Annotated in this window: 14 protein-coding genes and 1 tRNA gene; 8 read left to right on the top strand and 7 right to left on the bottom strand. The window is 71.4% G+C overall.

Going from position 1 to position 21,312, the window contains the following annotated elements; genetic code table 11:
• Positions 1-80: 80 nt before the first annotated feature.
• On the top strand, positions 81-1,151 hold the full coding sequence (locus ACZ6X9_RS03290; RefSeq protein ID WP_469776188.1) for a restriction endonuclease subunit S domain-containing protein: 1,071 nt from the start codon (positions 81-83) through the stop codon (positions 1,149-1,151).
• A 123-nt stretch (positions 1,152-1,274) separates the two neighbouring features.
• Here ACZ6X9_RS03290 and ACZ6X9_RS03285 read toward each other — a convergent pair.
• Both ACZ6X9_RS03285 and ACZ6X9_RS03280 read right to left on the bottom strand, forming a co-directional pair.
• A tRNA-Arg gene (locus ACZ6X9_RS03285) sits at positions 1,275-1,346 on the bottom strand.
• A gap of 513 nt (positions 1,347-1,859) precedes the next feature.
• Positions 1,860-3,263: a M1 family metallopeptidase gene (locus ACZ6X9_RS03280; RefSeq protein ID WP_469776187.1), complete on the bottom strand. Its 1,404-nt coding sequence runs from the start codon at positions 3,261-3,263 to the stop codon at positions 1,860-1,862.
• 273 nt (positions 3,264-3,536) lie between these two features.
• Between ACZ6X9_RS03280 and ACZ6X9_RS03275 the strand changes: the two genes are divergently transcribed.
• The 5 genes from ACZ6X9_RS03275 (at position 3,537) to ACZ6X9_RS03255 (ending at position 10,055) form a co-directional block, all read left to right on the top strand.
• Positions 3,537-4,289 carry a GntR family transcriptional regulator gene (locus tag ACZ6X9_RS03275; protein ID WP_469776186.1) on the top strand — a complete coding sequence of 251 codons (753 nt, stop codon included), beginning with the start codon at positions 3,537-3,539 and terminating at the stop codon, positions 4,287-4,289.
• A gap of 392 nt (positions 4,290-4,681) precedes the next feature.
• The gene (locus ACZ6X9_RS03270) at positions 4,682-6,334 is read left to right on the top strand and encodes an APC family permease (protein WP_469776185.1); all 1,653 of its coding nucleotides are present in this window, start codon (positions 4,682-4,684) and stop codon (positions 6,332-6,334) included.
• Positions 6,335-6,494: 160 nt separating this feature from the next.
• Positions 6,495-6,695: an SPOR domain-containing protein gene (locus tag ACZ6X9_RS03265; protein WP_469776184.1), complete on the top strand. Its 201-nt coding sequence runs from the start codon at positions 6,495-6,497 to the stop codon at positions 6,693-6,695.
• 232 nt (positions 6,696-6,927) lie between these two features.
• Entirely contained in the window at positions 6,928-7,341 is a 414-nt protein-coding gene (locus ACZ6X9_RS03260; protein WP_436780411.1) for an ATP-binding protein, read from the top strand.
• Positions 7,342-7,532: 191 nt separating this feature from the next.
• Positions 7,533-10,055, top strand: coding sequence for a SpoIIE family protein phosphatase (locus ACZ6X9_RS03255; RefSeq protein WP_469776183.1), 2,523 nt, complete (start codon positions 7,533-7,535; stop codon positions 10,053-10,055).
• A 252-nt stretch (positions 10,056-10,307) separates the two neighbouring features.
• Here ACZ6X9_RS03255 and ACZ6X9_RS03250 read toward each other — a convergent pair whose 3' ends face one another.
• The 5 genes from ACZ6X9_RS03250 to ACZ6X9_RS03230 form a co-directional block, all read right to left on the bottom strand.
• Positions 10,308-12,278 (bottom strand): TPM domain-containing protein, encoded by a 1,971-nt coding sequence (locus ACZ6X9_RS03250; RefSeq protein ID WP_469776182.1) that lies wholly within the window; start codon positions 12,276-12,278, stop codon positions 10,308-10,310.
• A 54-nt stretch (positions 12,279-12,332) separates the two neighbouring features.
• Positions 12,333-13,112 (bottom strand): succinate dehydrogenase/fumarate reductase iron-sulfur subunit, encoded by a 780-nt coding sequence (locus ACZ6X9_RS03245; RefSeq protein ID WP_469776181.1) that lies wholly within the window; start codon positions 13,110-13,112, stop codon positions 12,333-12,335.
• Entirely contained in the window at positions 13,109-15,058 is a 1,950-nt protein-coding gene (locus ACZ6X9_RS03240) for a fumarate reductase/succinate dehydrogenase flavoprotein subunit (RefSeq protein ID WP_469776180.1), read from the bottom strand. Before ACZ6X9_RS03240 ends, ACZ6X9_RS03245 begins: the two co-directional genes overlap by 4 nt.
• Before the next feature lie 13 nt (positions 15,059-15,071).
• On the bottom strand, positions 15,072-15,914 hold the full coding sequence (locus ACZ6X9_RS03235; protein WP_469776179.1) for a hypothetical protein: 843 nt from the start codon (positions 15,912-15,914) through the stop codon (positions 15,072-15,074).
• 120 nt (positions 15,915-16,034) lie between these two features.
• Positions 16,035-16,310: a hypothetical protein gene (locus tag ACZ6X9_RS03230; protein ID WP_469776178.1), complete on the bottom strand. Its 276-nt coding sequence runs from the start codon at positions 16,308-16,310 to the stop codon at positions 16,035-16,037.
• Between the two features lie 327 nt (positions 16,311-16,637).
• Here ACZ6X9_RS03230 and ACZ6X9_RS03225 point away from each other — a divergent pair, with 327 nt between their 5' ends.
• Both ACZ6X9_RS03225 and typA read left to right on the top strand, forming a co-directional pair.
• Positions 16,638-18,737: an ABC transporter family substrate-binding protein gene (locus ACZ6X9_RS03225; protein ID WP_469776177.1), complete on the top strand. Its 2,100-nt coding sequence runs from the start codon at positions 16,638-16,640 to the stop codon at positions 18,735-18,737.
• A gap of 273 nt (positions 18,738-19,010) precedes the next feature.
• The gene (gene typA / locus ACZ6X9_RS03220; protein ID WP_469776176.1) at positions 19,011-20,915 is read left to right on the top strand and encodes a translational GTPase TypA; all 1,905 of its coding nucleotides are present in this window, start codon (positions 19,011-19,013) and stop codon (positions 20,913-20,915) included.
• The last annotated feature ends 397 nt before the right edge of the window (positions 20,916-21,312 follow it).

Raw genomic sequence — 21,312 nt, 5'->3', positions numbered from 1 at the left:
TTGAGTTGCGTGAGTTCCCTGGGGTCGAGTACGCCGCCTACGGAATTGCGCGACCACAGAAGGCATCCGGCGGAATCCCTATGATCGGCGCCAGAGAGATTGTCGAGGGATGTGTGCACGTCCAGGAGCTCACATTTGTGCCTCCCGATGTGGCCAGACGCCACCCACGCAGCACGCTGAGGTCTGGGGACCTCCTTGTCGTGCTCGTGGGGCGTGTGGGGGAGGCAGCAGTTGCAGGGGAGGAGCATGCAGGATGGAATGTCGCCAGGTCGCTCGCGGTCGTCCGCTGGACACCAGAGGGCCGAGCCCAACAATGGGATCTGTGGCTTCGATGGTGGCTGAAGACCTCGCAGAGCCACAGCTATCTCACGCTGTCCTCGTCGAACGCCGAGCACATGACCTTGCCTCTGCAGGCACTCAACCGACTTCCCGTGCCAGTGCCTCCAGTGTCGGTGCGGGAGAGGCTGCTTTCGCTGATCTCGCTTGCTGAGCGCAAGAATGCGTTGAACACCCGGATTGTGTCTTGCGCGACGGGCCTAGCGGATGCGCATTTCGTGGAGGCGCTGCAGACGTGCGGGCAAGGTCCGGCTGCCGAGCGTGCAGTGGGCGAAGTGTGTCAGGTTAAGGCTGGTGTGGCACAGTCTCTGCCGGATACCGAGCAGTCAGCTATGCCGTGGGTGTCTCCCCGCGAAGTACTGAACTGCAGGACAGTACATCTGGGTGCAGTGACTTCACGCACCGTGGCGCAAGCGGAGGTTGTATGCCCGTCCGGCAGCCTCTTGATCGCGCCCCGTCCCGGGGAGGTGCGGACAGTGCTCACCACTACCCCGGTAGTGCCAGGTCGGCGGACGCTCGCGATTTACACGGAGTCAGAGGTCGATCGGATGTGGTTGTTGCACTCGCTGCGTTACCGGAGGCGGGAGTTGACGGCCGTTACGCAGGGCGAGCAGGCCCGCGCGATGAGGCGCAAGGACTTTTCCCGTTACAAGATCCCCTGGCCGACCGATGCGGTGAGGCGGGACTTCGCCAGGCGTGCTGCTGCCCTGCACGACCTCGCCTACGCCTCCGCCAGGGAGCGACACGTGATGGAGGAGCTGGTAGTGCACGAGCTGGAGAAGAGGGGCCTGGCGCGTCTTACTTCGGCCAGCTGAATGCCGAGCTGATCCACGTTGCCCCTCTCTGGAGCACGGAATCCAACGCGCTGAACAAACGGCGCAGTACCGCGCGCACCGTTTCTCCGCTAGCGGTCCGAGAGCGCCCTGACCAGACATGTTTGGGGCGCCCCGGCAGGACTCGAAGCTGCGGCCAAGCGCTTAGAAGGCGCCTGCTCCACCCGCTGAGCTATGCAGGCTGACCCGCGACAGCGCGGAAGCTTCTGAGTATGCCCCGCCAAACCGGGGGTATACGGGATCTGTGGACGCTCGCGCCAGCCCCGAGGTCTGGACGTGCATTCTGGGCGGCGGCCAGGTGTCGGAGCTGGCCGCTGGCGTCCGGGGAGACCGCGAGTGAGCGCGAGCGCTGTGCTGCTCTGAGGTTCGGTGCGATGGCACGAGCCTGACGTGCCGCTCGCACAAGTTCCGCAGACTTCAGGCGTGTGCGGGCGCTTCCGGGTAGCGTTGGCGATCTTCGCTCTTCTTGTGCTTTGTCGCGCATCCCGTGCTGGGATGGTGCTGGGATGCGCCCGCATTTCCGCAGGTCACAGCCTTGTGGTGGAGTTCCGCTTCAACGTCTGAGCGACGCATGGACACCACGTCGCTGACGTGGCGCATGTCCGGGTCGAAAGGGGTCGGCTCCTCCGGGGGCCGGCCCCTTGCGCTTTCCCATGCGGGGGCGGTGCCGGGATGCCCCCTCGGAGCGTGTCACGGCGTGGCCGGTTTGCCGCTGCTGTAGAGCCATTTCTGGAAGAGGGGCGTCAGGTCCTTGCCCGTCACCTTGGTGCACAGGTCCGTGAAGTCCGTCGTGCGGACGTTGCCGTGGCGGTGGTCGGTGGTCCAGGTGCGGAGGATCGTGGAGAAGGCGGTGTCGCCGATCGTCTCGCGGAGTGTGTGGAGGGCCATGGCGCCGCGGTAGTAGACGGGGTCGCCGGAGATGTCTTCGGCGGACGGGGGCTTCGCGGGCGGGAATGACCAGAGGTCGTCCGTCTTTGGGAGGGCGTAGTACTCGGCGAAGGTTTCGGCCGCGGTGGGGCCCGCGTGCTCTTCCTGCCAGAGCCACTCCGCGTAGGTGGCGAAGCCCTCGTTGAGCCACATGTCCTGCCAGGAGCCGGGGGTGACCGAGTCGCCGAACCACTGGTGGGCGATCTCGTGGACCACGGAGATCTCGTCGGGGGCGTGGTTGAAGTAGGGGCGGGTTTGGGTTTCCAGGGCGTAGTCGATGGACGGGCCGGAGCCGATCGTCGCGCCGGTGGAGGAGAAGGGGTAGGGGCCGAAGAGGCGGGTGCCCCAGTCCGTGATGGTGCCGACCCAGGACGGGACGTCGACGGCGCGCTTCGCCTGGGCGGTGTGGATGGCCACGGTCTGCGGCACCGTGCCGGCGGAGGTGCGGTCGAGGGCGAAGGAGCCGATGGCGACGGTCGCCAGGTAACCGGCCATCGGTTCAGCGGTGTGCCAGGTGAAGGTCGTCCGGCCGTTCGCCGTCTGCTGTTTGCTTAGTTCGCCGTTGGAAACGGCGGTTGTGCCCTCCGGGACGCTGACGGTCAGGTCGTAGGCGGCCTTGTCGGAGGGGTGGTGGTTGCCGGGGAACCAGGTCATGGAGCCGTTCGGTTCGCCGAGGGCCACGGCGCCGTCGGGGGTCTTGAGCCAGCCCTCCTGGGAGCCGTCGGGATCGGTGAGCGGCTCGGGGACACCGTGGTAGGTGATGACGGTGGTGAAGGGGGTGTCCGTGGCGAGTTCCTTCACCGGGGTCAGCCGGAGCGCGTCCCCGGTGCGGGCGACCGCGGCCGGGGCGCCGTCGACCGTGGCGCGGTCGATCTGGAGGCCGTGGAAGTCGAGGCTGAACGAGGACAGGGAGCGGTCGGTGCGGGCGCTGATCTCCGCGGTGGCGGTGATGCTGCCGTCCTTCGGCTCGTACGTCAGGGACAGGTCGTAGTGCTCCACCTCGTAGCCCCCGTTGCCCATCGTGGGGAACAGGGGGTCGCCGACGCCCTTGGCGCCGGCGGTCGCGGGGTCGGCGGGGCGGACGGCCGTGCCGGCGGGCGCGCAGCCCGTGCCGGATGTCAGCAGCAGGGCGCACAGCAGGACGGCGGGCGGAGGGCGGCGACGCACGGGGGCTCCTTAGGATCACCGGTTTCCCTGGATCTCCCGAAGCTCCCGAAGTCCACCGGATGTCCCGGTCCTCCCGGAGATCACTGAGATCCCTGCGATCGTCCGCATCGTCGCAGATGTGCCGCCGGAGAATGCGTATTGCACGTGCGCCAGGGCGGCGCTCACACCCTTCTGAGCTGCAATTCACCACATCTAGTGATTCCTTGGCCCTCAGTTGCGGATCGCAACCGTCAGTTGCCAAGCTGTTGCGGACCGTCAACCTTGGGAGTGGACGTGGCATTCGGTGACCAGCCCGCATATCTCCGCGTCGCCGGCGATCTCCGTCAGAAGATCGTCGCAGGCGAGCTGCCGCCGCACACCCGCCTCCCCTCGCAGGCCCGCATCCGCGAGCAGTACGGCGTCTCGGACACGGTCGCCCTGGAGGCGCGCAAGGTGCTGATGGCCGAGGGGCTGGTGGAGGGCCGCTCCGGGTCGGGCACCTATGTACGGGAGCGGCCCGAGCGGCGCGCCGTGGTGCGTACGGGGTACCGGGCGGTGGGGGAGTCCTCGTCGTTCCGCCAGGAGCAGGCCGATCCCCGGGTCAAGGGCACCTGGGAGGCCCGCAGCGAGCAACTGCCCGCGTCGGCCGGGGTCGCCGAGCGGTTGCGGATCGCGCCGGGTGACCGGGTGATGCGCACCGACTATCTGTTCCGCTGCGCCGGCGAGCCGACGATGCTCTCCACCTCCTGGGAGCCCCTCGCCGTCACCGGCCGGACGCCGGTGATGCTCCCCGAGGAGGGGCCGCTGGCGGGTCGCGGGGTGGTCGAGCGGATGGCCGCCATCGATCTCGTCGTGGACAACGTCACCGAGGAGATCAGCGCCCGGCCGGGCCTGGCGCAGGAGACGCTGGCGCTGGGCGGGGTGCCGGGCCACTGTGTGCTGGTGGTCTCGCGGACGTATTTCGCGGGCGGCCGCGCGGTGGAGACGGCGGACGTGGTGATGCTGGCCGAGCGGCACCGGGTCGCGTACCACCTCCCCGTGAAGTGACCCGTCCCGGACGGGGTGGCGGCCCGTCCCCCGCGGGGCGGTAATCCGTCTCACAGGGAGCGGTGGGAACCGACCGCTCCGCGTTTGGCGTACCAGTTCACGGTGAAGGCGACATGTCGTCTTCGTGAACGTTGCCGATGTCCGGCGCGTCTGTCGCGCCGGTCAGGAGCGTGGCCGGAAAGGGCTCCTTACCGGCGCTCCTTACCCGAGGGTAGGAAGTGCGCGGTATGCACCGCTATGCCCGCATATAAAGACCCGGTTCCCGATGTTGCAAACCTCACATAGCCCCAGCTCAGGGCCTTTTGGCAGAACCAACTCGGCCAAATCGCTCGTACGATGGCGCGGTTTGTGTCCTGCTGTGGGGGAGTAAGAAAGAAAAGGAGAGCCGGGGCTTGAGTACCGAACAGGGTTCCCACTCCAATTACCGCCGGACCCTCGGTCCGGTGGCCCTGACGGCCGTCGGCCTCGGGTCGATCATCGGCTCCGGCTGGCTCTTCGGTGCCCAGCGGGCCGCCGGTATCGCCGGCCCGGCCGCGATCCTCGCCTGGGTCATCGGCGCCGTCGTGGCGCTGACCATCGCCCTGACCTACAGCGAGCTGGGTGCGATGTTCCCCAAGGCCGGCGGCATGGTCCGCTACGGCCAGTACTCGCACGGCTCGCTGGCCGGCTACCTCGCCGCCTGGGCCAACTGGATCGCGATCGTCTCCGTCATTCCCGGCGAGGCGACCGCCTCCGTCCAGTACATGAGCTCCTGGAAGTGGAGCTGGGCCAAGGAGCTGTACGACGGCAAGGAGCTCACCGGCAGCGGTGTGGCCCTCGCCAGCGTCCTGCTGGTCTTCTACTTCTTCCTCAACTGGTTCGCGATCACCCTGTTCGCGAAGACCAACAACGCGATCACCGTCTTCAAGGTCGTCGTCCCGGTCCTGACCGCCGGCGCCCTGATGTGGTCGCACTTCGACACCCACAACATCAAGGTGGCGGGCGGCTTCACGCCCAACGGCTGGAGCGCGGTCTTCACCGCCGTGGCCACCTCCGGCATCGTCTGGGCCTACAACGGCTTCCAGTCCCCGCTGAACATGGCAGGCGAGGCCCGCAACCCGGGCAAGTCGCTGCCGAAGGCCGTCATCGGCTCCATCCTGATCGCGCTGGTCATCTACATCGCGCTGCAGGTCGCCTTCCTGATGGCCGTCCCCTCCGGCGACCTCGCCGACGGCTGGAGCGCCCTCACCTACAAGTCCCCGCTGGCCGACCTGGCCATCGCCTGGGGCCTGAACTGGCTGGCGATCGTCCTCTACGCGGACGCCTTCATCTCCCCGTCCGGCACCGGCATGATCTACGCCGCCACCACCTCGCGCATGATCCACGGTGTGCAGGAGAACGGCCACCTGCCGGGCATCTTCGGCAAGGTCGACCCGAAGACCGGCGTGCCGCGTCCGGCCCTGCTGCTCAACCTGGTCATCGCCTTCCTCTTCCTCGCCGTCTTCCGCGGCTGGGGTTCGCTGGCCGAGATCGTCTCCATCGCGACCGTCATCTCCTACATCACCGGCCCCGTCGCCGTGATGTCGCTGCGCCGCATCGCCCCGGGCATCACGCGTCCGGTGAAGCTGCGCGCCATGCCCGTCATCGCGCCCGTCGCGATGGTCTTCGGCTCGCTCGTCCTCTACTGGGGCAAGTGGCCGCTCACCGGCAAGGTCATTCTGATCATGGCGGTCGGTCTGCCGATCTGGGCCTGGTACGAGCTGCGCAAGCCGTGGGCCGAGCTCAAGCCGCACCTGAAGGCCGGCGCCTGGATGGTGACGTACCTGCTGGTCATGGCCTTCGTCTCGTGGGCCGGCGGCACGGACTACGGCGGCAAGGGCTACCTCAACCAGGGCTGGGACCTGCTGGTCGTCGCGCTGATCGCCCTGGCCTTCTACGTGTGGGGCGTGCGGAGCGCCTGGCGCAACCCCACGCTGGTCGCCGCCGAGAAGGAGATCGCCGAGATGGAGGACCTGGACGCGGCGTTCGAGTCCGAGGACGCGGTCGAGGAGAAGGCCAAGGCGTAGCCGCCGCGCCCCGGTCATGGCGCCCCGGCCACGTACGCGTGGCCGAATGCGCACCTCTTCGTGAAAACACGTATCCGCTGCGTAAAGGTCGGGCGTACGCTCGGGCATATGCGGACTGCGGTTTCTTCCCGAAGGGTGCGACGGCGGAGGGGCAGGGGCGATGAGTGAGAGCGAACCGGTCCTGCCCTGGCTGGTGATCCGCCAGGACGACAACGGCAATCGCTACCGCGTCGGGCGGTACGCCACCAGGACCGAGGCCGAGCGGGTCGCCGACCGCCTGGACGAGAATCTGGACGCGATCCCCGGCAAGCGGGGCCGCCGCCAGCTCTACATAGTCGAACGCGTACGGGTGGCCCCTTGACCGGGGGGCCACCCGCGGCCGTACCGGGGCCCGGGCGCGCCGGCGCGTTCCGGTGCGCCGCCCGCCGGCGGCCCGCCCCGGCGATGCGCCGCCCTCCCGCCGACGCGCCGCTCCCCCGATCCGCCGTAGCCCGACTGCGGGCGGGAGCGATACACCGGCCCCCATACCGGGTATGTGCTGATTATTAGCCCCAAGCCGGGCATTCCGGCTGGGCCGCGTCAGCGTCTGGGAAGTGGTCGGCGTGAGCGACAGCGCACTGGCATCGACGCCGGGATTCGCCGAATGGAGCTTCCCCGCCGAGGCCGGCGCGGTGCGCACCGCCCGTACGCTCGTCCGCGACACCCTGCTCTCCTGGGGCCTGGCGGACGTCAGTGACGTCACCGTCCTGCTCGTGAGCGAGCTCGTCACCAACTCCCTGCGGCACGCCACCGGCCCGATCGGCGTCCGGATGTACTCCCGCGCCGGCCGCGTGCTCCAGGTCGAGGTCTCCGATCCGCTGCCCGATCCGCCACGCGAACGCGTGGCCGAAGCCGACGACGAAGGCGGCCGCGGACTGCAACTCGTCGCACTGGCGTCCCGTCGTTGGGGTACCCGCCGGGGTGACAACGGCAAGACCGTGTGGTTCGAACTGAGCTTGCCAGGTTAGGAACCCGGGGAAGACCCATTGCGGGTCGAGACCGTGCTGTGATCGTGAAGTCCGTGTTCCGAGGGCCGCTCGTGCTGGATACTCGGCCTTCTGATGCCGGTGCGAGCACATGAGCCGGAGGGGACGGGCACGTGAGCGAAAAGCCAGCGGGCGCTGAGGCGGGCAGCCCAGAGGGTAAGGACACCACCTCGATGTGGCAGAACAGCCCGCCCGGATCCCTCTACGACTACATTCGCGTGGCGTCGTTCTCGCTGGGACCCGACGGCCGGATCGAGCAGTGGAGCGAGCGGGCCACCGAGCTCTTCGGAATAACTCCGGGTCAGGCGGTCGGCCGCGATCCCCAGGACGTGTTCTCCGCCGCGCAGCAGGGGGTCCTCTTTTCGGGGGACCTGCCTCCCGGCGACGGCTTCGACGGCCGGGCCCGGACCGGCCTGGTCCCGTACCAGCGCGACGGGCGGCAGCAGGGCCTCGCCGAGGTCTACGTGATGCCCAGCCGGAACGAGCGCGGCGAACGCGCCGCCCTCTGCGTGGCCGTCGACGTCCGGGCGCTCCAGGGAATAGAGACCGACATCGCGGCGTCCGAAGCCGTTTTCGGCCAATCTCCCCTGGGGTTCTTCTTCTTCGGGACGGACCTGCGGCTGCTTCGCGTCAACGAGAGCTTCGCCCAGGCGCTCGGCCGTCCCGTGGCCTGGCACCGGGGGCGCAGGCCGCACGAGTTCCTGCCCCGCACCGAGGCCGAACGGCTGACGCTCGCCCTCCGCCAGGTCCTGGACACGGGCCGGCCGGTGGCCGATCTCCAACTGGTCGGGCCGGTTCCCGGCAAGACCGAGCGACGCCGCTGGTCGGTCTCGCTCTACCGGCTGCACGGCGGCAGCGGACGGCCCATCGGCGTGGCCGCCATCGCCACCGACGTCACCGGCCGCCGCCGGGCCGAACGGGAGGCCGCGGGCGTCCGGCGCAACCTGGCGCTGCTCAACGAGGCGAGCGCCCGCATCGGCACCTCACTCGACCTGGAGACCACCGCCCGCGAACTGCTGGACGTCGCCGTGCCGCAGTTCTGCGACCTCGCCTCCGTCGACCTCTACCAGGGGCTGCTGGCCGGCGACGAGGCGCCGCCCGGCCTGGCCGACGGCAGTGCCGAGCTGCGCCGCGTCGCCTTCGCCAGCGCCGTCTCGGGCGCGCCGGTGACCTCCGACGAGGCCGACGAGAAGGCGATCCAGGTCGGCGAGGTGCACCGGTACCCGTTCCACTCGCCGTGCGCCGGCGCCCTGCGCACCGCCCAGGTGCAGGCCGTCCCGGGCGGCGGCCGCGAGGGCGGGGACGTACCCGAGCCGGGGATGTCGGCGCAGTGCACGCTGGCCGTGCCGATGGTCGCCCGGGACACGGTGATGGGCCTGGTCCAGTTCACCCGCACCAAGGGCAGCGAGCCCTTCGGCGAGCGGGAGACGGCCGTCGCCGTGGAGCTGGCCTCGCGGGCGGCGGTCTGCATCGACAACGCCCGCCTGTACCGCCGCGAGCACGAGCGGGCCCTGATCCTCCAGCGCAGCCTGCTGCCCCCGGTCGATCCGGAGGCCGCCGGCCTGGAGATCGCCTGTCGCTACCTGCCCGGCAACGCGGCGACCGAGGTGGGCGGCGACTGGTTCGACGTCATCGAACTGCCCGGCCACCGGACGGCCCTGGTCGTCGGCGACGTCATGGGCCGCGGGCTGCGGGCCGCCGTCGCCATGGGCGAACTCCGTACGGCCGTACGGACCCTCGCCATGCTGGACATGGAGCCCGCCGAGGTGCTGTCCGCCCTCGACGAGATCGCCCACGGCCTCGGCCGGCCCGGAGGCAAGCAGTCCGCTTCCCGCGGGGTACGGGGGAGCGTGCGGCCCGCCGACCTGTCCGAGGTCTACCTGGCGACGTGCGTCTACGCGGTGTACGACCCGGTCACCCGGCGCTGCACGGTCGCCAACGCCGGGCACCTGCCGCCCGTCCTGGTCGAGGAGGGCAAGCCGGCGCGGCTGCTGGAGGTGCAGCCGGGGATGCCGCTCGGGGTCGGCGGCGAACTGTTCGAGGAGACCGTCCTCGAACTGCCCGACGGGGCGTTGCTCGCCTTGTACACCGACGGTCTGGTCGAGTCCCGCGACCATCCGCTGGACGAGGGGCTCCAGGCGTTCCAGGACGCCCTGACGGATCCGGCCCGGCCGCTGGAGGACGTCTGCGATCACGTGCTCTCCGCTCTGGACACCCATCACGGCGAGGACGACATCGCCCTGCTGATGGCCCGGCTGCGGGGGCTGCCGCCCGGGCACGTCGGCGACTGGACGCTGCCCCCCGAGCCGCGATCCGTCGCCCGGGCACGGGAGCTGGCCCGGGAGATGCTGCCGCAGTGGGGGCTGGAGAGTCTGGTCGACACCACGGAGCTGCTGGTGAGCGAGCTGGTCACCAATGCGCTGCGGTACGGGGAGGGCGATATCCGGCTGCGGCTGCTGCTGGACCGGACGCTGGTGTGCGAGGTGTGGGACGCGGGGTCGGTGCAGCCTCGGCGGCGGCGGGCCCGGGATACGGATGAAGGTGGGCGGGGCCTGCAGCTTGTGGGGTTGCTGAGTGCGGCGTGGGGGAGTCGGCGGATTCCTCCGCAAGGGAAGACGGTGTGGTTTGAGCTGGCGTTGCCGGATGGGGAGGCGGGGGCGCCCGATGCTGTCGAGGCTCTGATGAGCCTCTATTGAGGCTCGGGGTGGGTTGCCCCAGTCCCTCCCCCAGAGGGGGCACCCCCATTCGCCGTTTCCTGGGGCTGCGCCCCAGACCCCGCTTGTCGCGGCTTCGCCGCTCGTCCTCAAACGCCGGACGGGCTGGATAGTGCTGCCCTGGGCGCGCACTTCAGCCTGTCCGGCGTTTGAGGACGACCGCGCGGAGCGCGGTTTCGGGGGGCGGGGGCCGGTCCCCGTAAGAAACGGTGAAAGGGCGGGTCCGGGGCACCCTCACCGCTCCGGCGCCGCCAGGCGCCCCCTCGTCGCGCCGCCGCCGAACGTCGCCGGGAGCAGGCCCGCGAGCACGATGCCGCCGAGCAGCGCGCCCCCCAGCGCCCGGGCCGGCCGTGTCGTGTCGGGTGCGGAGTGGGCGATGCCGTAGACGCCTACGTCCCGCTCGGCGGCCGTGCGGGCCTGGAGGGCGAGGGCCTCGGCGCGGGGGGCTTCGGAAGGGTCCCGGCGGGCCAGGGCCAGGTACCGCTCCGCCTCGGCGAGCCGCGTGCGGGCGCGGGCGCCGACCGCGCCCCGGTGCGTGGCGATGAAGTCGCGGGCGCAGGCGACCCGGGCGCGGGCGGCGAGCAGGGCGCGGCCGGTGCGGGCGCGGGTGCGGGCGGCGCGGCCGGGGTCGTCGGCGGGGAGGAGGTCGTCGAAGGCGGCGGCGGCCTCGTCGATGCGGCGGAGGACGGCGCGCGGGTCGGTCCGTTCGCAGGCGGCCTCGCGGCGGACGGCGGTGAGCAGGTCGGAGGCGGCGCCCTCCGTGCGGCCCGCAGCGGCGGCCTCCGCGTCCGCCAGGGCGGCGGCCAGCCGCCGGGTGGCGCCGTCGAGTTCGTGGGCGTGGCGCAGGGCGGCGGCGGCCAGGGTGCGGGCCTGGGAGAGGGCCGCTTCGGCGGCGCGTACCGAGACGGCGGCCCGGTCGCGGTCGTCCTCGGCGAGGCCGGTGTGGGCGTCCTCCAGGGCGGCGACGGCGAAGGCGAGCCGGTCGCGGGCCTCGGCCGGGTACCGCCAGGCGGGGGCCAGCGCGTCCTCGGTGCACCGGCGGCGGAGGGCGAACAGGGCGTTCTCGGCCGCGTCGACGCGCGGCTCGAGCTCCCTGGCGACGGCCTCGGCGCGGCCGAGGACGGCCGCCGCGTTGGCCCGCAGCCCGCGCAGCCGGTCGAAGGCCGCCGCCTCGGCGTCCAGCCGCCGGTTGGCGCTGGTGCAGCGGGAACAGATCTCGTCGAGGGCGTGCCGGCGGAAGTCGTCGTCCACCGGCGCCTCGTCGAGCCGCTGCCGCAGCCGGAACGCCGCCGTGAGTTCGCCCCGCGCGTAGCCGACGGCCTCGGCGAACGGCAGCGTCGCCGCCTCGCCGAGCTGGGCGAGGGCGAAGGACAGCTCCTCGGCGCTGGTGCGGACCGCGTCGTCGGTCGCGACGAGGTTGAGTGACGCCTCCGTCTCCAGGTCGGGCAGCGGGGTCAGCGGCTGGGCCATCCGGGCGAGGCCCGGCTCGGTGGAGGCGGAGACGGTGACGGGCGCGCGGAACGGGACGACCGTGACGTGCCGCCGGGCCCGGCGGCGCCGGTGCCGGCGCAGCAGCAGCCAGGCCAGGCAGAGCAGCGCCCCGGCGGTGACCGGCAGCCGGAACCGCCGGTCGCCGGGGAGCAGCCCGCTGCTCCCCGGGTCGCTCGGGCCGGGGACGATGACGGGCGGCCGGACGGCCTGGCCGGCCAGGACGGACCGGTAGCCGTCGGCGGCCCCGATCGCCGCCCCGGCCCAGTCGTGTTCCTTCAGGGCGGGGGCGATGGCGACGGTGGCGACCTGCCGGAGCTGGTCGGCGCGGAAGCCGGAGTCCTGGGCGGCGGAGACGGCGAACTGCCGGGGCGAGGTGGCGACGGCGAGCAGGACGTCCTGGGGGCCCAGGCCGTTGCGGTCGGCGGTGGCGTCGGCCCACTCGCGGCCGGTGCGGCCGGAGAAGTCGTGCACGTAGGTGACGTAGAGCTGGACGTGGCGGCCCGCCAGCCGGGCGAGGGCCGCCTCGACCTGGGGCCGGCGGCGGCCGAGCGCCCCGACCGTGTCGGTGACGCGGCCGGTGGCGTCCAGGTCGAGGGGGGTTTCGGCACGGGCGACGGACGGCGCCGGGAGGAAGAGGACGCACAGCGCGAACAAGGCGCCGACGATGGCCGGGCCCGGCGCCCCGGGCCCGTACCGCCTCAAAAGCCGCGTCACACTTCGGAGGGTATGACCGGTTTGCCGGAGCCGCTACCGGGAGGGTGTGTGGTATTACGTTCCGTGCCCGGCGCCCCGGCGCCGGATCTTGCTGCCCAGCCAGACCAGTGGGTCGTAGGAGCGGTCGACCACCCGTTCCTTCAGCGGGATCAGCGCGTTGTCGGTGATTTTGATGTGTTCCGGGCAGACCTCCGTGCAGCACTTGGTGATGTTGCAGTAGCCGAGCCCGTGGTCCTCACGGGCCGCCGCCTTGCGGTCGACGCCGGCCTCGGCGGCGGCGTCCAGCGGGTGCATGTCCAGCTCGGCGACGCGCATCAGGAAGCGCGGCCCGGCGAAGGCCGGCTTGTTCTCCTCGTGGTCACGCACCACATGGCAGGTGTTCTGGCACAGGAAGCACTCGATGCACTTGCGGAACTCCTGGAGCCGGTCCACGTCCTGCTGCCGCATCCGGTACTCGCCCGGCTTGAGGTCCGGCGGCGGGGCGAACGAGGCCACGTCCCGCGCCTTGGCGTAGTTGTACGACACGTCCGTCACCAGGTCGCGGACGACCGGGAAGGCCCGCATCGGCGTGACGGTGACGGTCTCCTCCGGGTCGAAGACCGACATCCGCGTCATGCACATCAGCCGCGGCCGTCCGTTGATCTCCGCGCTGCACGAACCGCACTTGCCCGCCTTGCAGTTCCAGCGGACGGCGAGGTCCGGCGCGGCCGTCGCCTGCAGCCGGTGGATGATGTCGAGGACGACCTCACCCTCGTTGACGGCGACCTCGTAGTCCGTGAGGCCGCCGCCGCCGGCGTCACCCCGCCACACCTTGAAGCGGGCCTGATAACTCATCGGGTGAGCTCCTCGTCCGTCAGGTACTTCTTCAGCTCGTCCTTCTCGAACAGCTCCAGCAGGTCGGGACGGATCGCGGGCGGCTCCTGCCGCTCCAGCCGGATGCGGCCCAGCGCCGGGTCCTCGGCGGCCGGCTCGGTGCTGTCGTCGGCCAGTCGGCAGACCAGCCGCGCCTTCCGCCAGCGCCGGTCCATGCCCGGGTGGTCGTCCCGGGTGTGCCCGCCCCGGCTCTCCGTGCGCTCCAGCGCCGCCCGCGCCACGCACTCGCTGACCAGCAGCATGTTCCGCAGGTCCAGCGCCAGGTGCCAGCCCGGGTTGAACTGCCGGTGCCCCTCGACCCCGGCCCGCCGGGCCCGGGCCCGCAGCCCGGACAGCCTGCGCAGCGCCTCCTCCATCTCGGGCGCCTTCCGGATGATCCCCACCAGGTCGTTCATCGACTGCTGGAGCTCCTGGTGCAGGGTGTACGGGTTCTCGGCGGTCCCGCCGGTGGCCTCCTCGGCGCCGAACGGCCGCAGGGCTTCCGCCTCCGCCGAGGCCACGTCCGTGTCGGACACCGCGGGCCGCCCGGCCGCGCCCGTCTCCGCCGCGTACCGGGCCGCGTACAGGCCCGCGCGCCGCCCGAACACCAGCAGGTCGGAGAGGGAGTTGCCGCCGAGCCGGTTGGAGCCGTGCAGCCCGCCCGCCACCTCGCCGGCCGCGAAAAGACCCGGCACCCCGACCGCCGCCGCGGTGTCCGGGTCGACCTCGACGCCGCCCATCACGTAGTGGCAGGTGGGGCCGACCTCCATGGGCTCCGCGGTGATGTCCACGTCCGCCAGCTCCTTGAACTGGTGGTGCATGGAGGGCAGTTTGCGGCGGATCACCTCGGCCGGCATCCGCGTCGAGACGTCCAGGAACACCCCGCCGTGCGGCGAGCCGCGGCCCGCCTTCACCTCGGAGTTGATCGCCCGCGCCACCTCGTCGCGCGGCAGCAGCTCCGGCGGCCGGCGGTGGTGCTCGGGGTCGGTGTACCAGCCGTCGGCCTCGTCCTCCGTCTCCGCGTACTTCTCCTTGAAGACGTCCGGGACGTAGTCGAACATGAACCGCTTGCCGTCGCTGTTGCGCAGCACCCCGCCGTCGCCGCGCACCGACTCGGTGACGAGGATGCCCTTCACGGACGGCGGCCAGACCATGCCGGTCGGATGGAACTGGACGAACTCCATGTTCACCAGCCGGGCCCCGGCCAGCAGCGCCAGGGCGTGCCCGTCGCCGGTGTACTCCCAGGAGTTGGAGGTCACCTTGAAGGACTTGCCGATGCCGCCGGTGGCCAGTACCACGGCCGGCGCCTCCAGGACGAGGAACCGCCCGGACTCGCGCTCGTAGCCGAAGACGCCGGAGACCCGGGAGGCGCCGGTGACGGCGTCGCGGTCGCGGAGCACCCGGGTGACCGTGCACTCCTGGAACACCTTCAGCCGGGCCTCGTGGTCCCCGTGCCGCCGGAAGTCCTCCTGCTGGAGGGCGACGACCTTCTGCTGGAGCGTGCGGATCAGCTCCAGGCCGGTCCGGTCGCCCACGTGTGCCAGCCGCGGGTACTCGTGCCCGCCGAAGTTCCGCTGCGAGATCCGCCCGTCCGGCGTCCGGTCGAAGACCGCCCCCCAGGTCTCCAGCTCCCACACCCGGTCCGGGGCCTCCTGCGCGAGCAGTTCGGCCATCCGCCAGTCGTTGAGGAACTTGCCCCCGCGCAGCGTGTCGCGGAAGTGCACCTGCCAGTTGTCGTTCGCGTTCACGTTGCCCATGCAGGCGGCGATGCCGCCCTCGGCCATCACCGTGTGCGCCTTGCCGAACAGCGATTTGCAGATCACCGCGCAGCGCAGTCCCTGCTCGCGGGCCTCGATCGCGGCACGCAGCCCGGCGCCCCCCGCGCCCACCACGACCACGTCCCAGGACTGCCGGTCCACCCGAGTCATCAGTAGGTCTCTCCTAGAAGAAGCGCGGATCGTCGAACACGCCGCCGGCGACCAGGTACACGTACAGGTCCGCCAGCGCCACACTCGCCAGGGACGTCCAGGCGAGCAGCATGTGACGGGCGTTCAGTCGGCTGACCACGCCCCACATGCGGTAGCGCACGGGGTGTTTGGAGAAGGTGCGCAGGCGCCCGCCGACGATGTGCCGGCACGAGTGGCAGGAGAGCGTGTACGCCCAGATCAGGCCGATGTTGGCGAGCATGACGAGGGTGCCGAGACCCATGTGGCCCCAGGCGCCGTGCTCGTCACGGAAGGCGAGGACGGCGTCGTAGGTGAGGATGCCCGCGACGATCACCGCGAAGTAGAAGAAGTAGCGGTGGAGGTTCTGCAGGATCAGCGGGAAGCGGCTCTCGCCCGTGTACTTCGCGTGCGGCTCGGCGACCGCGCAGGCCGGGGGAGAGGCCCAGAACCCGCGGTAGTACGCCTTCCGGTAGTAGTAGCAGGTGAGCCGGAAGCCCAGCGGGAAGATCAGGATCAGCAGCGCGGGCGACAGCGCCCACCAGGATCCGAAGACCTCCCAGTCGGCGCCGTCCTTCATGGGGACGCAGCGCTCGGCGAGGCAGGGCGAGTAGAACGGCGAGACGTAGGGCGCGGCGTAGTAACGCTCGTCGGCGAACGCCCGCCAACTGGAGTAGACGACGAACGCCAGCAGCCCGGCCGCCGTGGCCGCGGGCGGCAGCCACCAGCGGTCGCGGCGCAGGTGGCGGGGGGCGATCGAGGCGCGTGAGGAGTGGTGGACGCCGCCGCTCGCCGGGGAGCCGGCGGCGGCGGACGGTCTGGGGTCGGTGCCAGTGGACAAAAGGACTCCGTCGAGGAGCGGGGGTGTGGGGACGACCGGGCCCGGGGCGAGGGGGCCGGAAGGCGACCGGGAGGGGCCGGAGCGGAGCGGGCCCGGGCCGCCCGAGGGACTGTGGGGCCGCTACGGGGCGCGGGAGCCGATGCCCTCCTCGTCGGCGTCCCGCCACAGCGAGGGGTCGTACGGGGTGTCGGGGATCTGCACCATGGCCGGGCGGGGGCGGACCGGGGGCTGGCTCTCGCACAGGAGCGTCAGGCTCTCGCGCAGGTGGCCGGCGTCGGAACGCATCCGCCGCAGCTCCGGACCGTCGCCGCCGAGTCGGCGCTCCAGCCGCGCGAGGGCGCGGTCGAGTTCGCCGAGGCAGCGCTGAACCGCTGTCAGGTCATCGTTCAGGGACACGGATCTGCCCTCACTTCCGCGGATGGGCGGTTGCGGGTGGCGACTGCGATGCGACAGAGAGTGTCGCGCGTCACACCCCTTCAGGGGAAGATAGCGGCCCCGATTGCACCTTCGCGGGAGCGCATTCCTCGCGAGCCCTGCCGCCGCCCAAACGTTCGTCCAGGCGGGTGGCGTGCGCCGGGGAGGCGCCGTGTCGGCACCCGTTCGCACGGGCCGTCGCTTTCAGTGGTCGGCAGTAGATCCGATCAGCGGCTCATCGGACCGACTGAACGACGCACTGAACGACCCGGGCCGGATCCGGACCCCGTACGGCGGAGGTTGTCGCCCATGTTCCCCCTCTCGACGAGCACGCGGCCCCGCACCCGACGCCCCCGCCGCACGCGCCGTTCCGCCGCCCTGCTCGCCGCGGGCGCGCTCCTGCCGCTGCCCGCCCTGGCCGGCTGCGGAGGCTCCGGGGAGAGCGCCGAACCGCCGGCCGGCATCCAGGACGTGGCCGCCGCCCCCCGCGCCAAGATCGCCGACAAAGGCACGCTGACCTGGGCCGTCGACGCGCTGCCCACCACCTACAACACCTTCCAGACCGATGCCGACGCGGTCACCCGGCAGGTGGCGGGCGCGGTGCTGCCCGCCCTCTTCACCCTCGACGGCCGTGGCCGCCCGCAGCGCAACCCCGACTACCTGCTCTCCGCCGAGGTGGTGGCGCGCGAGCCCCGGCAGGTCGTGGTCTACCGGCTGCACCCCGGCGCGGTGTGGAGCGACGGCACGCCGATCACCGCCGCCGACTTCGAGGCCCAGTGGAAGGCGCTGCGCGGCAAGGACAGTGCCTTCTGGTCCGCGGGCAACGCCGGCTACGACCGGATCGACAGGGTGGAACGCGGCGCCGACGACCGCGAAGTGAAGATCACTTTTGCGAAGCCCTACGTGGACTGGCCCTCCCTCTTCACCCCGCTGTACCCCCGGGCGGCGATGGGCAGCGGCAGCGCCTTCAACGACTCGATGCGCAAGGAACTCAAGTTCGCGGCCGGTCCGTTCCGGGTGGGCGAGCGCAACGACGGGCAGGGCACGCTGACCCTCGTCCGCAACCCGCGCTGGTGGGGCGACCGGGCCAAGCTCGACCGGCTGGTGCTCCGCGCGGTGCCGCGCGACGAACGCGCCGACGCGCTGGCCAACGGCGGCATCGACCTGGCCGACGTCACTCCCGCCGCGGCCGAACGGATCACCCGGGCCAACGCGCCGGCGAAGAAGGCCGACGACGCCGCCAAGCCCGCGGCGGCGGCCGGCCTGCGCGACCTGGTCGTCCACCGGGCACTGGAACCGGTCTGGACGCAGCTCGCCCTCAACGGCACCTCCGGGCCGCTGGCCGACGAGCGGGTGCGGCGGGCCGTGGCCCGGGCCGTCGACCGCAAGGAGCTCGCCCGGTACGTGCTCGGCACCGTCGGGCTGCCCGCCGAGCCGCTCGGCAGCCATGTGCTGGTCGCCGGGCAGCTCGGCTACGAGGACAACAGCGACGCCGTAGGCCCCGCTGACCCGGGTGCCGCCCGGGACCTGCTCGCCGACGCGGGCTGGAAGGAGGGCCACGGCCAGGCACCCGGTCGGGGTCCTGCCCGGGCCGACGGGGGCGGGCAGCGGCACGGGCGGGACGACAAGGCCGAGCCGCACGGGATGCCCGGGGCGGAGGACCGGCAGGGGCAGGCCCCGGGGTCCCCGGCCCCCGGGTCGGCGCCGGAACCCGCGGCCGGCGTGCCGGCGGACAAGCCGGAGAACCTGCCGGAACCGGAGGACGCGGGAGACGCGGGGGAGGGGGACGCGCCCGCGGGCGGATCCGGGGCCGGTGGGGACGACAAGAGCGTCCGTTCCGAGGGCGGCAAGGGCGGCGCGGCCAAGACGGCGCCCGTCCGGTTCAAGGACGGCAAGCGGCTGGCCCTGCGGTTCGTGCTCCCCAAGGGCACGGGCGCGGAACCGCTGCGCGAGGTCGGGGAGCGGATCGCCCGGCAGCTCGACGCCGTCGGCATCCACACGGAACTCGTCCGGGTCGACGACGCGGGCTTCTTCCGCGACCACATCGCCTCCGGCGACTTCGACCTCGCCCTCTACTCCTGGCCCGCCAGCGCCTTCCCCGCCACCGACGCCCGGCCGATCTTCGCCAAGCCGCGGCCGGCGGCGGACGGGTCGCTCCAGGTGGAGCAGAACTACACCCGGGTGGGGACCGACCAGATCGACCGGCTCTTCGACCAGGCGTCGACGGAGCTGGACGCGGAGGCCTCGCGGGATCTGGTGCGGCGGGCCGATGCCCGGATCTGGGCGGCGGCGGGGTCGATTCCGCTGTATCAGCGGCCCGAGCTGGTCGCCTCGCGGCGGACTCTGGCGAATGTGGGGGCGTTCGGACTGGCCGGCCCGCGGTATCAGGACATGGGGTTCCTGCGGTGAGGCCGCCCCGGTCCCTCCCCTCCGCCGTTTCCCGGGGCTGTGCCCCGGCCCCCTGATCGCGGCTTAACCGCTCGTCCTCAGACGCCTGACGGGCTGATATCAGCCCGATCGGGGAACGAATCCGCAGGTCAGACAACCCGCACGCCTCCCCGGGCGGCCCCGCCCCGCCGTTCCCCGTACCATGGAGTAAAGGCCGTGGCTCGATCGCCCGGCAGGCCCGCGTACCGGACCGGACGCGCGGGCATCCACGATCCCGGGAGAAGCGCCGCAAGTATGCCCACGCGCCATGACATTCGTAACGTCGCCATCGTCGCCCACGTCGACCACGGCAAGACGACCATCGTCGACGCCATGCTCAAGCAGGCCGGAGCCTTCGCCGCCCACCAGCTCGACTCCGTCGACGACCGCGTCATGGACTCGAACGACCTGGAGCGTGAGAAGGGCATCACGATCCTCGCCAAGAACACGGCGGTGAAGTATCACCCCAAGGACGGCGGGGCCCCGATCACCATCAACATCATCGACACCCCCGGCCACGCCGACTTCGGTGGTGAGGTCGAGCGCGGTCTGTCGATGGTGGACGCCGTCGTGCTCCTGGTGGACGCCTCCGAGGGTCCGCTGCCGCAGACCCGCTTCGTGCTCCGCAAGGCCCTGCAGGCCCGGATGCCGGTCATCCTGTGCATCAACAAGACCGACCGGCCGGACTCCCGCATCGACGAGGTCGTCAACGAGACGTACGACCTCTTCCTGGACCTGGACGCGGACGAGGACCAGATCGAGTTCCCGATCGTCTACGCCTGCGGCCGCGACGGCATCGCCTCGCTGACCAAGCCGGAGGACGGCACCGTCCCCGCGGACAGCACCAGCCTGGAGCCGTTCTTCTCCACCATCCTGGAGCACGTCCCGGCCCCGACGTACGAGGAGGACGCGCCGCTCCAGGCCCACGTCACCAACCTCGACGCCGACAACTTCCTCGGCCGGATCGCGCTGCTCCGCGTGGAGCAGGGCGAGCTGCGCAAGGGCCAGACGGTCGCGTGGATCAAGCGCGACGGCACGGTCTCCAACGTCCGCATCACCGAGCTGATGATGACCGAGGCGCTCACCCGCAAGCCGGCCGAGGTGGCCGGTCCCGGCGACATCTGCGCCGTCGCGGGCATCCCCGACATCATGATCGGCGAGACGCTGGCCGACCCGGAGAACCCGGTCGCCCTGCCGCTGATCACGGTCGATGAGCCGGCGATCTCCATGACCATCGGCACCAACACCTCGCCGCTGGTCGGCCGCGGCGGCACGGGCAAGGGCGCGGACGCCAAGTCCGCCGTCAAGGACCGCAAGGTCACCGCCCGCCAGGTCAAGGACCGTCTCGACCGTGAGCTGGTCGGTAACGTCTCGCTGCGCGTCCTGGACACCGAGCGCCCCGACGCCTGGGAGGTGCAGGGCCGCGGTGAGCTGGCGCTGGCCATCCTGGTGGAGCAGATGCGCCGCGAGGGCTTCGAGATGACGATCGGCAAGCCGCAGGTCGTCACCAAGCAGGTCGACGGCAAGACCTACGAGCCGGTCGAGCGCCTGACGGTCGACGTGCCCGAGGAGCACATGGGCGCGGTCACGCAGCTCATGGGCACCCGCAAGGGCCGGATGGACAACATGTCCAACCACGGCTCCGGCTGGGTCCGCATGGAGTTCGTCGTCCCGTCCCGCGGTCTCATCGGTTTCCGCACGGAGTTCCTGACGAACACCCGCGGTACCGGTATCGCCCACTCCATCCACGAGGGCCACGAGCCGTGGTTCGGCGAGCTGAAGACCCGTAACAACGGCTCCCTGGTCGCCGACCGCGCCGGTGCCGTCACCGCGTTCGCGATGACGAACCTCCAGGAGCGCGGCGTGCTCTTCGTCGACCCGGGCACCGAGGTGTACGAGGGCATGATCGTCGGCGAGAACTCGCGCGCCGACGACATGGACGTCAACATCACCAAGGAGAAGAAGCTCACCAACATGCGCTCCTCCTCCGCCGACTCCTTCGAGGCGATCGTCCCGCCGCGCAAGCTGTCGCTGGAGCAGTCCCTGGAGTTCTGCCGCGACGACGAGTGCGTCGAGGTGACCCCCGAGGCGGTTCGCATCCGCAAGGTCGTCCTGGACCAGAAGGAGCGCGGCCGCACCGCGTCCCGCGCCAAGCGCTGAGTCCCGTGGCCGGCCGGCCGTCAGGTCCGGCCGGCGCGGCGCCCGTTCGCCGGTGAAGTGAGCGGCCCGGTGAAGTGAGTGGCCCGGTGAAGTGAGTGGCCCGGCACCCCTGTCGAGGGGGTGCCGGGCCATTCGGCGTTTTCCGGGCCGCTGCGCGAGTCGTCCGGATAACGGACGTCGCGCTCCCGATGTGGCGTCAACGGCCCGTTTCGTACGTGTCTGTCTGGGCCGTCTTTGTCCGTATTTCGGGCATGTGGCGGTGATCGATGTGACCAAAGCGAGACCCAGTAAGTGTGGTTTAAGGAGCGGCGGTACTCAATAGTGGGGTCCATTAGCTCGGGTCAATGGGTCACGCGCTGTGGGGAGCGCGGGGGCTCACGAGCACACTCGGGGGTTC

The sequence above is a fragment of the Streptomyces sp. NPDC052910 genome (assembly GCF_055585605.1).
This window is presented reverse-complemented; position numbering and strand designations above follow the sequence as displayed.

Bases quoted from the DNA above. Each gene is read 5' to 3' on its own strand.
- ACZ6X9_RS03290 (WP_469776188.1), top strand. From the start codon at position 81: ATGATCGGCGCCAGAGAGATTGTCGAGGGATGTGTGCACGTCCAGGAG.
- ACZ6X9_RS03265 (WP_469776184.1), top strand. From the start codon at position 6,495: ATGAGTGAGAGCGAACCGGTCCTGCCCTGGCTGGTGATCCGCCAGGAC.
- ACZ6X9_RS03255 (WP_469776183.1), top strand. From the start codon at position 7,533: ATGTGGCAGAACAGCCCGCCCGGATCCCTCTACGACTACATTCGCGTG.
- ACZ6X9_RS03245 (WP_469776181.1), bottom strand. From the start codon at position 13,112: ATGAGTTATCAGGCCCGCTTCAAGGTGTGGCGGGGTGACGCCGGCGGC.
- ACZ6X9_RS03240 (WP_469776180.1), bottom strand. From the start codon at position 15,058: ATGACTCGGGTGGACCGGCAGTCCTGGGACGTGGTCGTGGTGGGCGCG.
- ACZ6X9_RS03225 (WP_469776177.1), top strand. From the start codon at position 16,638: ATGTTCCCCCTCTCGACGAGCACGCGGCCCCGCACCCGACGCCCCCGC.
- typA (WP_469776176.1), top strand. From the start codon at position 19,011: ATGCCCACGCGCCATGACATTCGTAACGTCGCCATCGTCGCCCACGTC.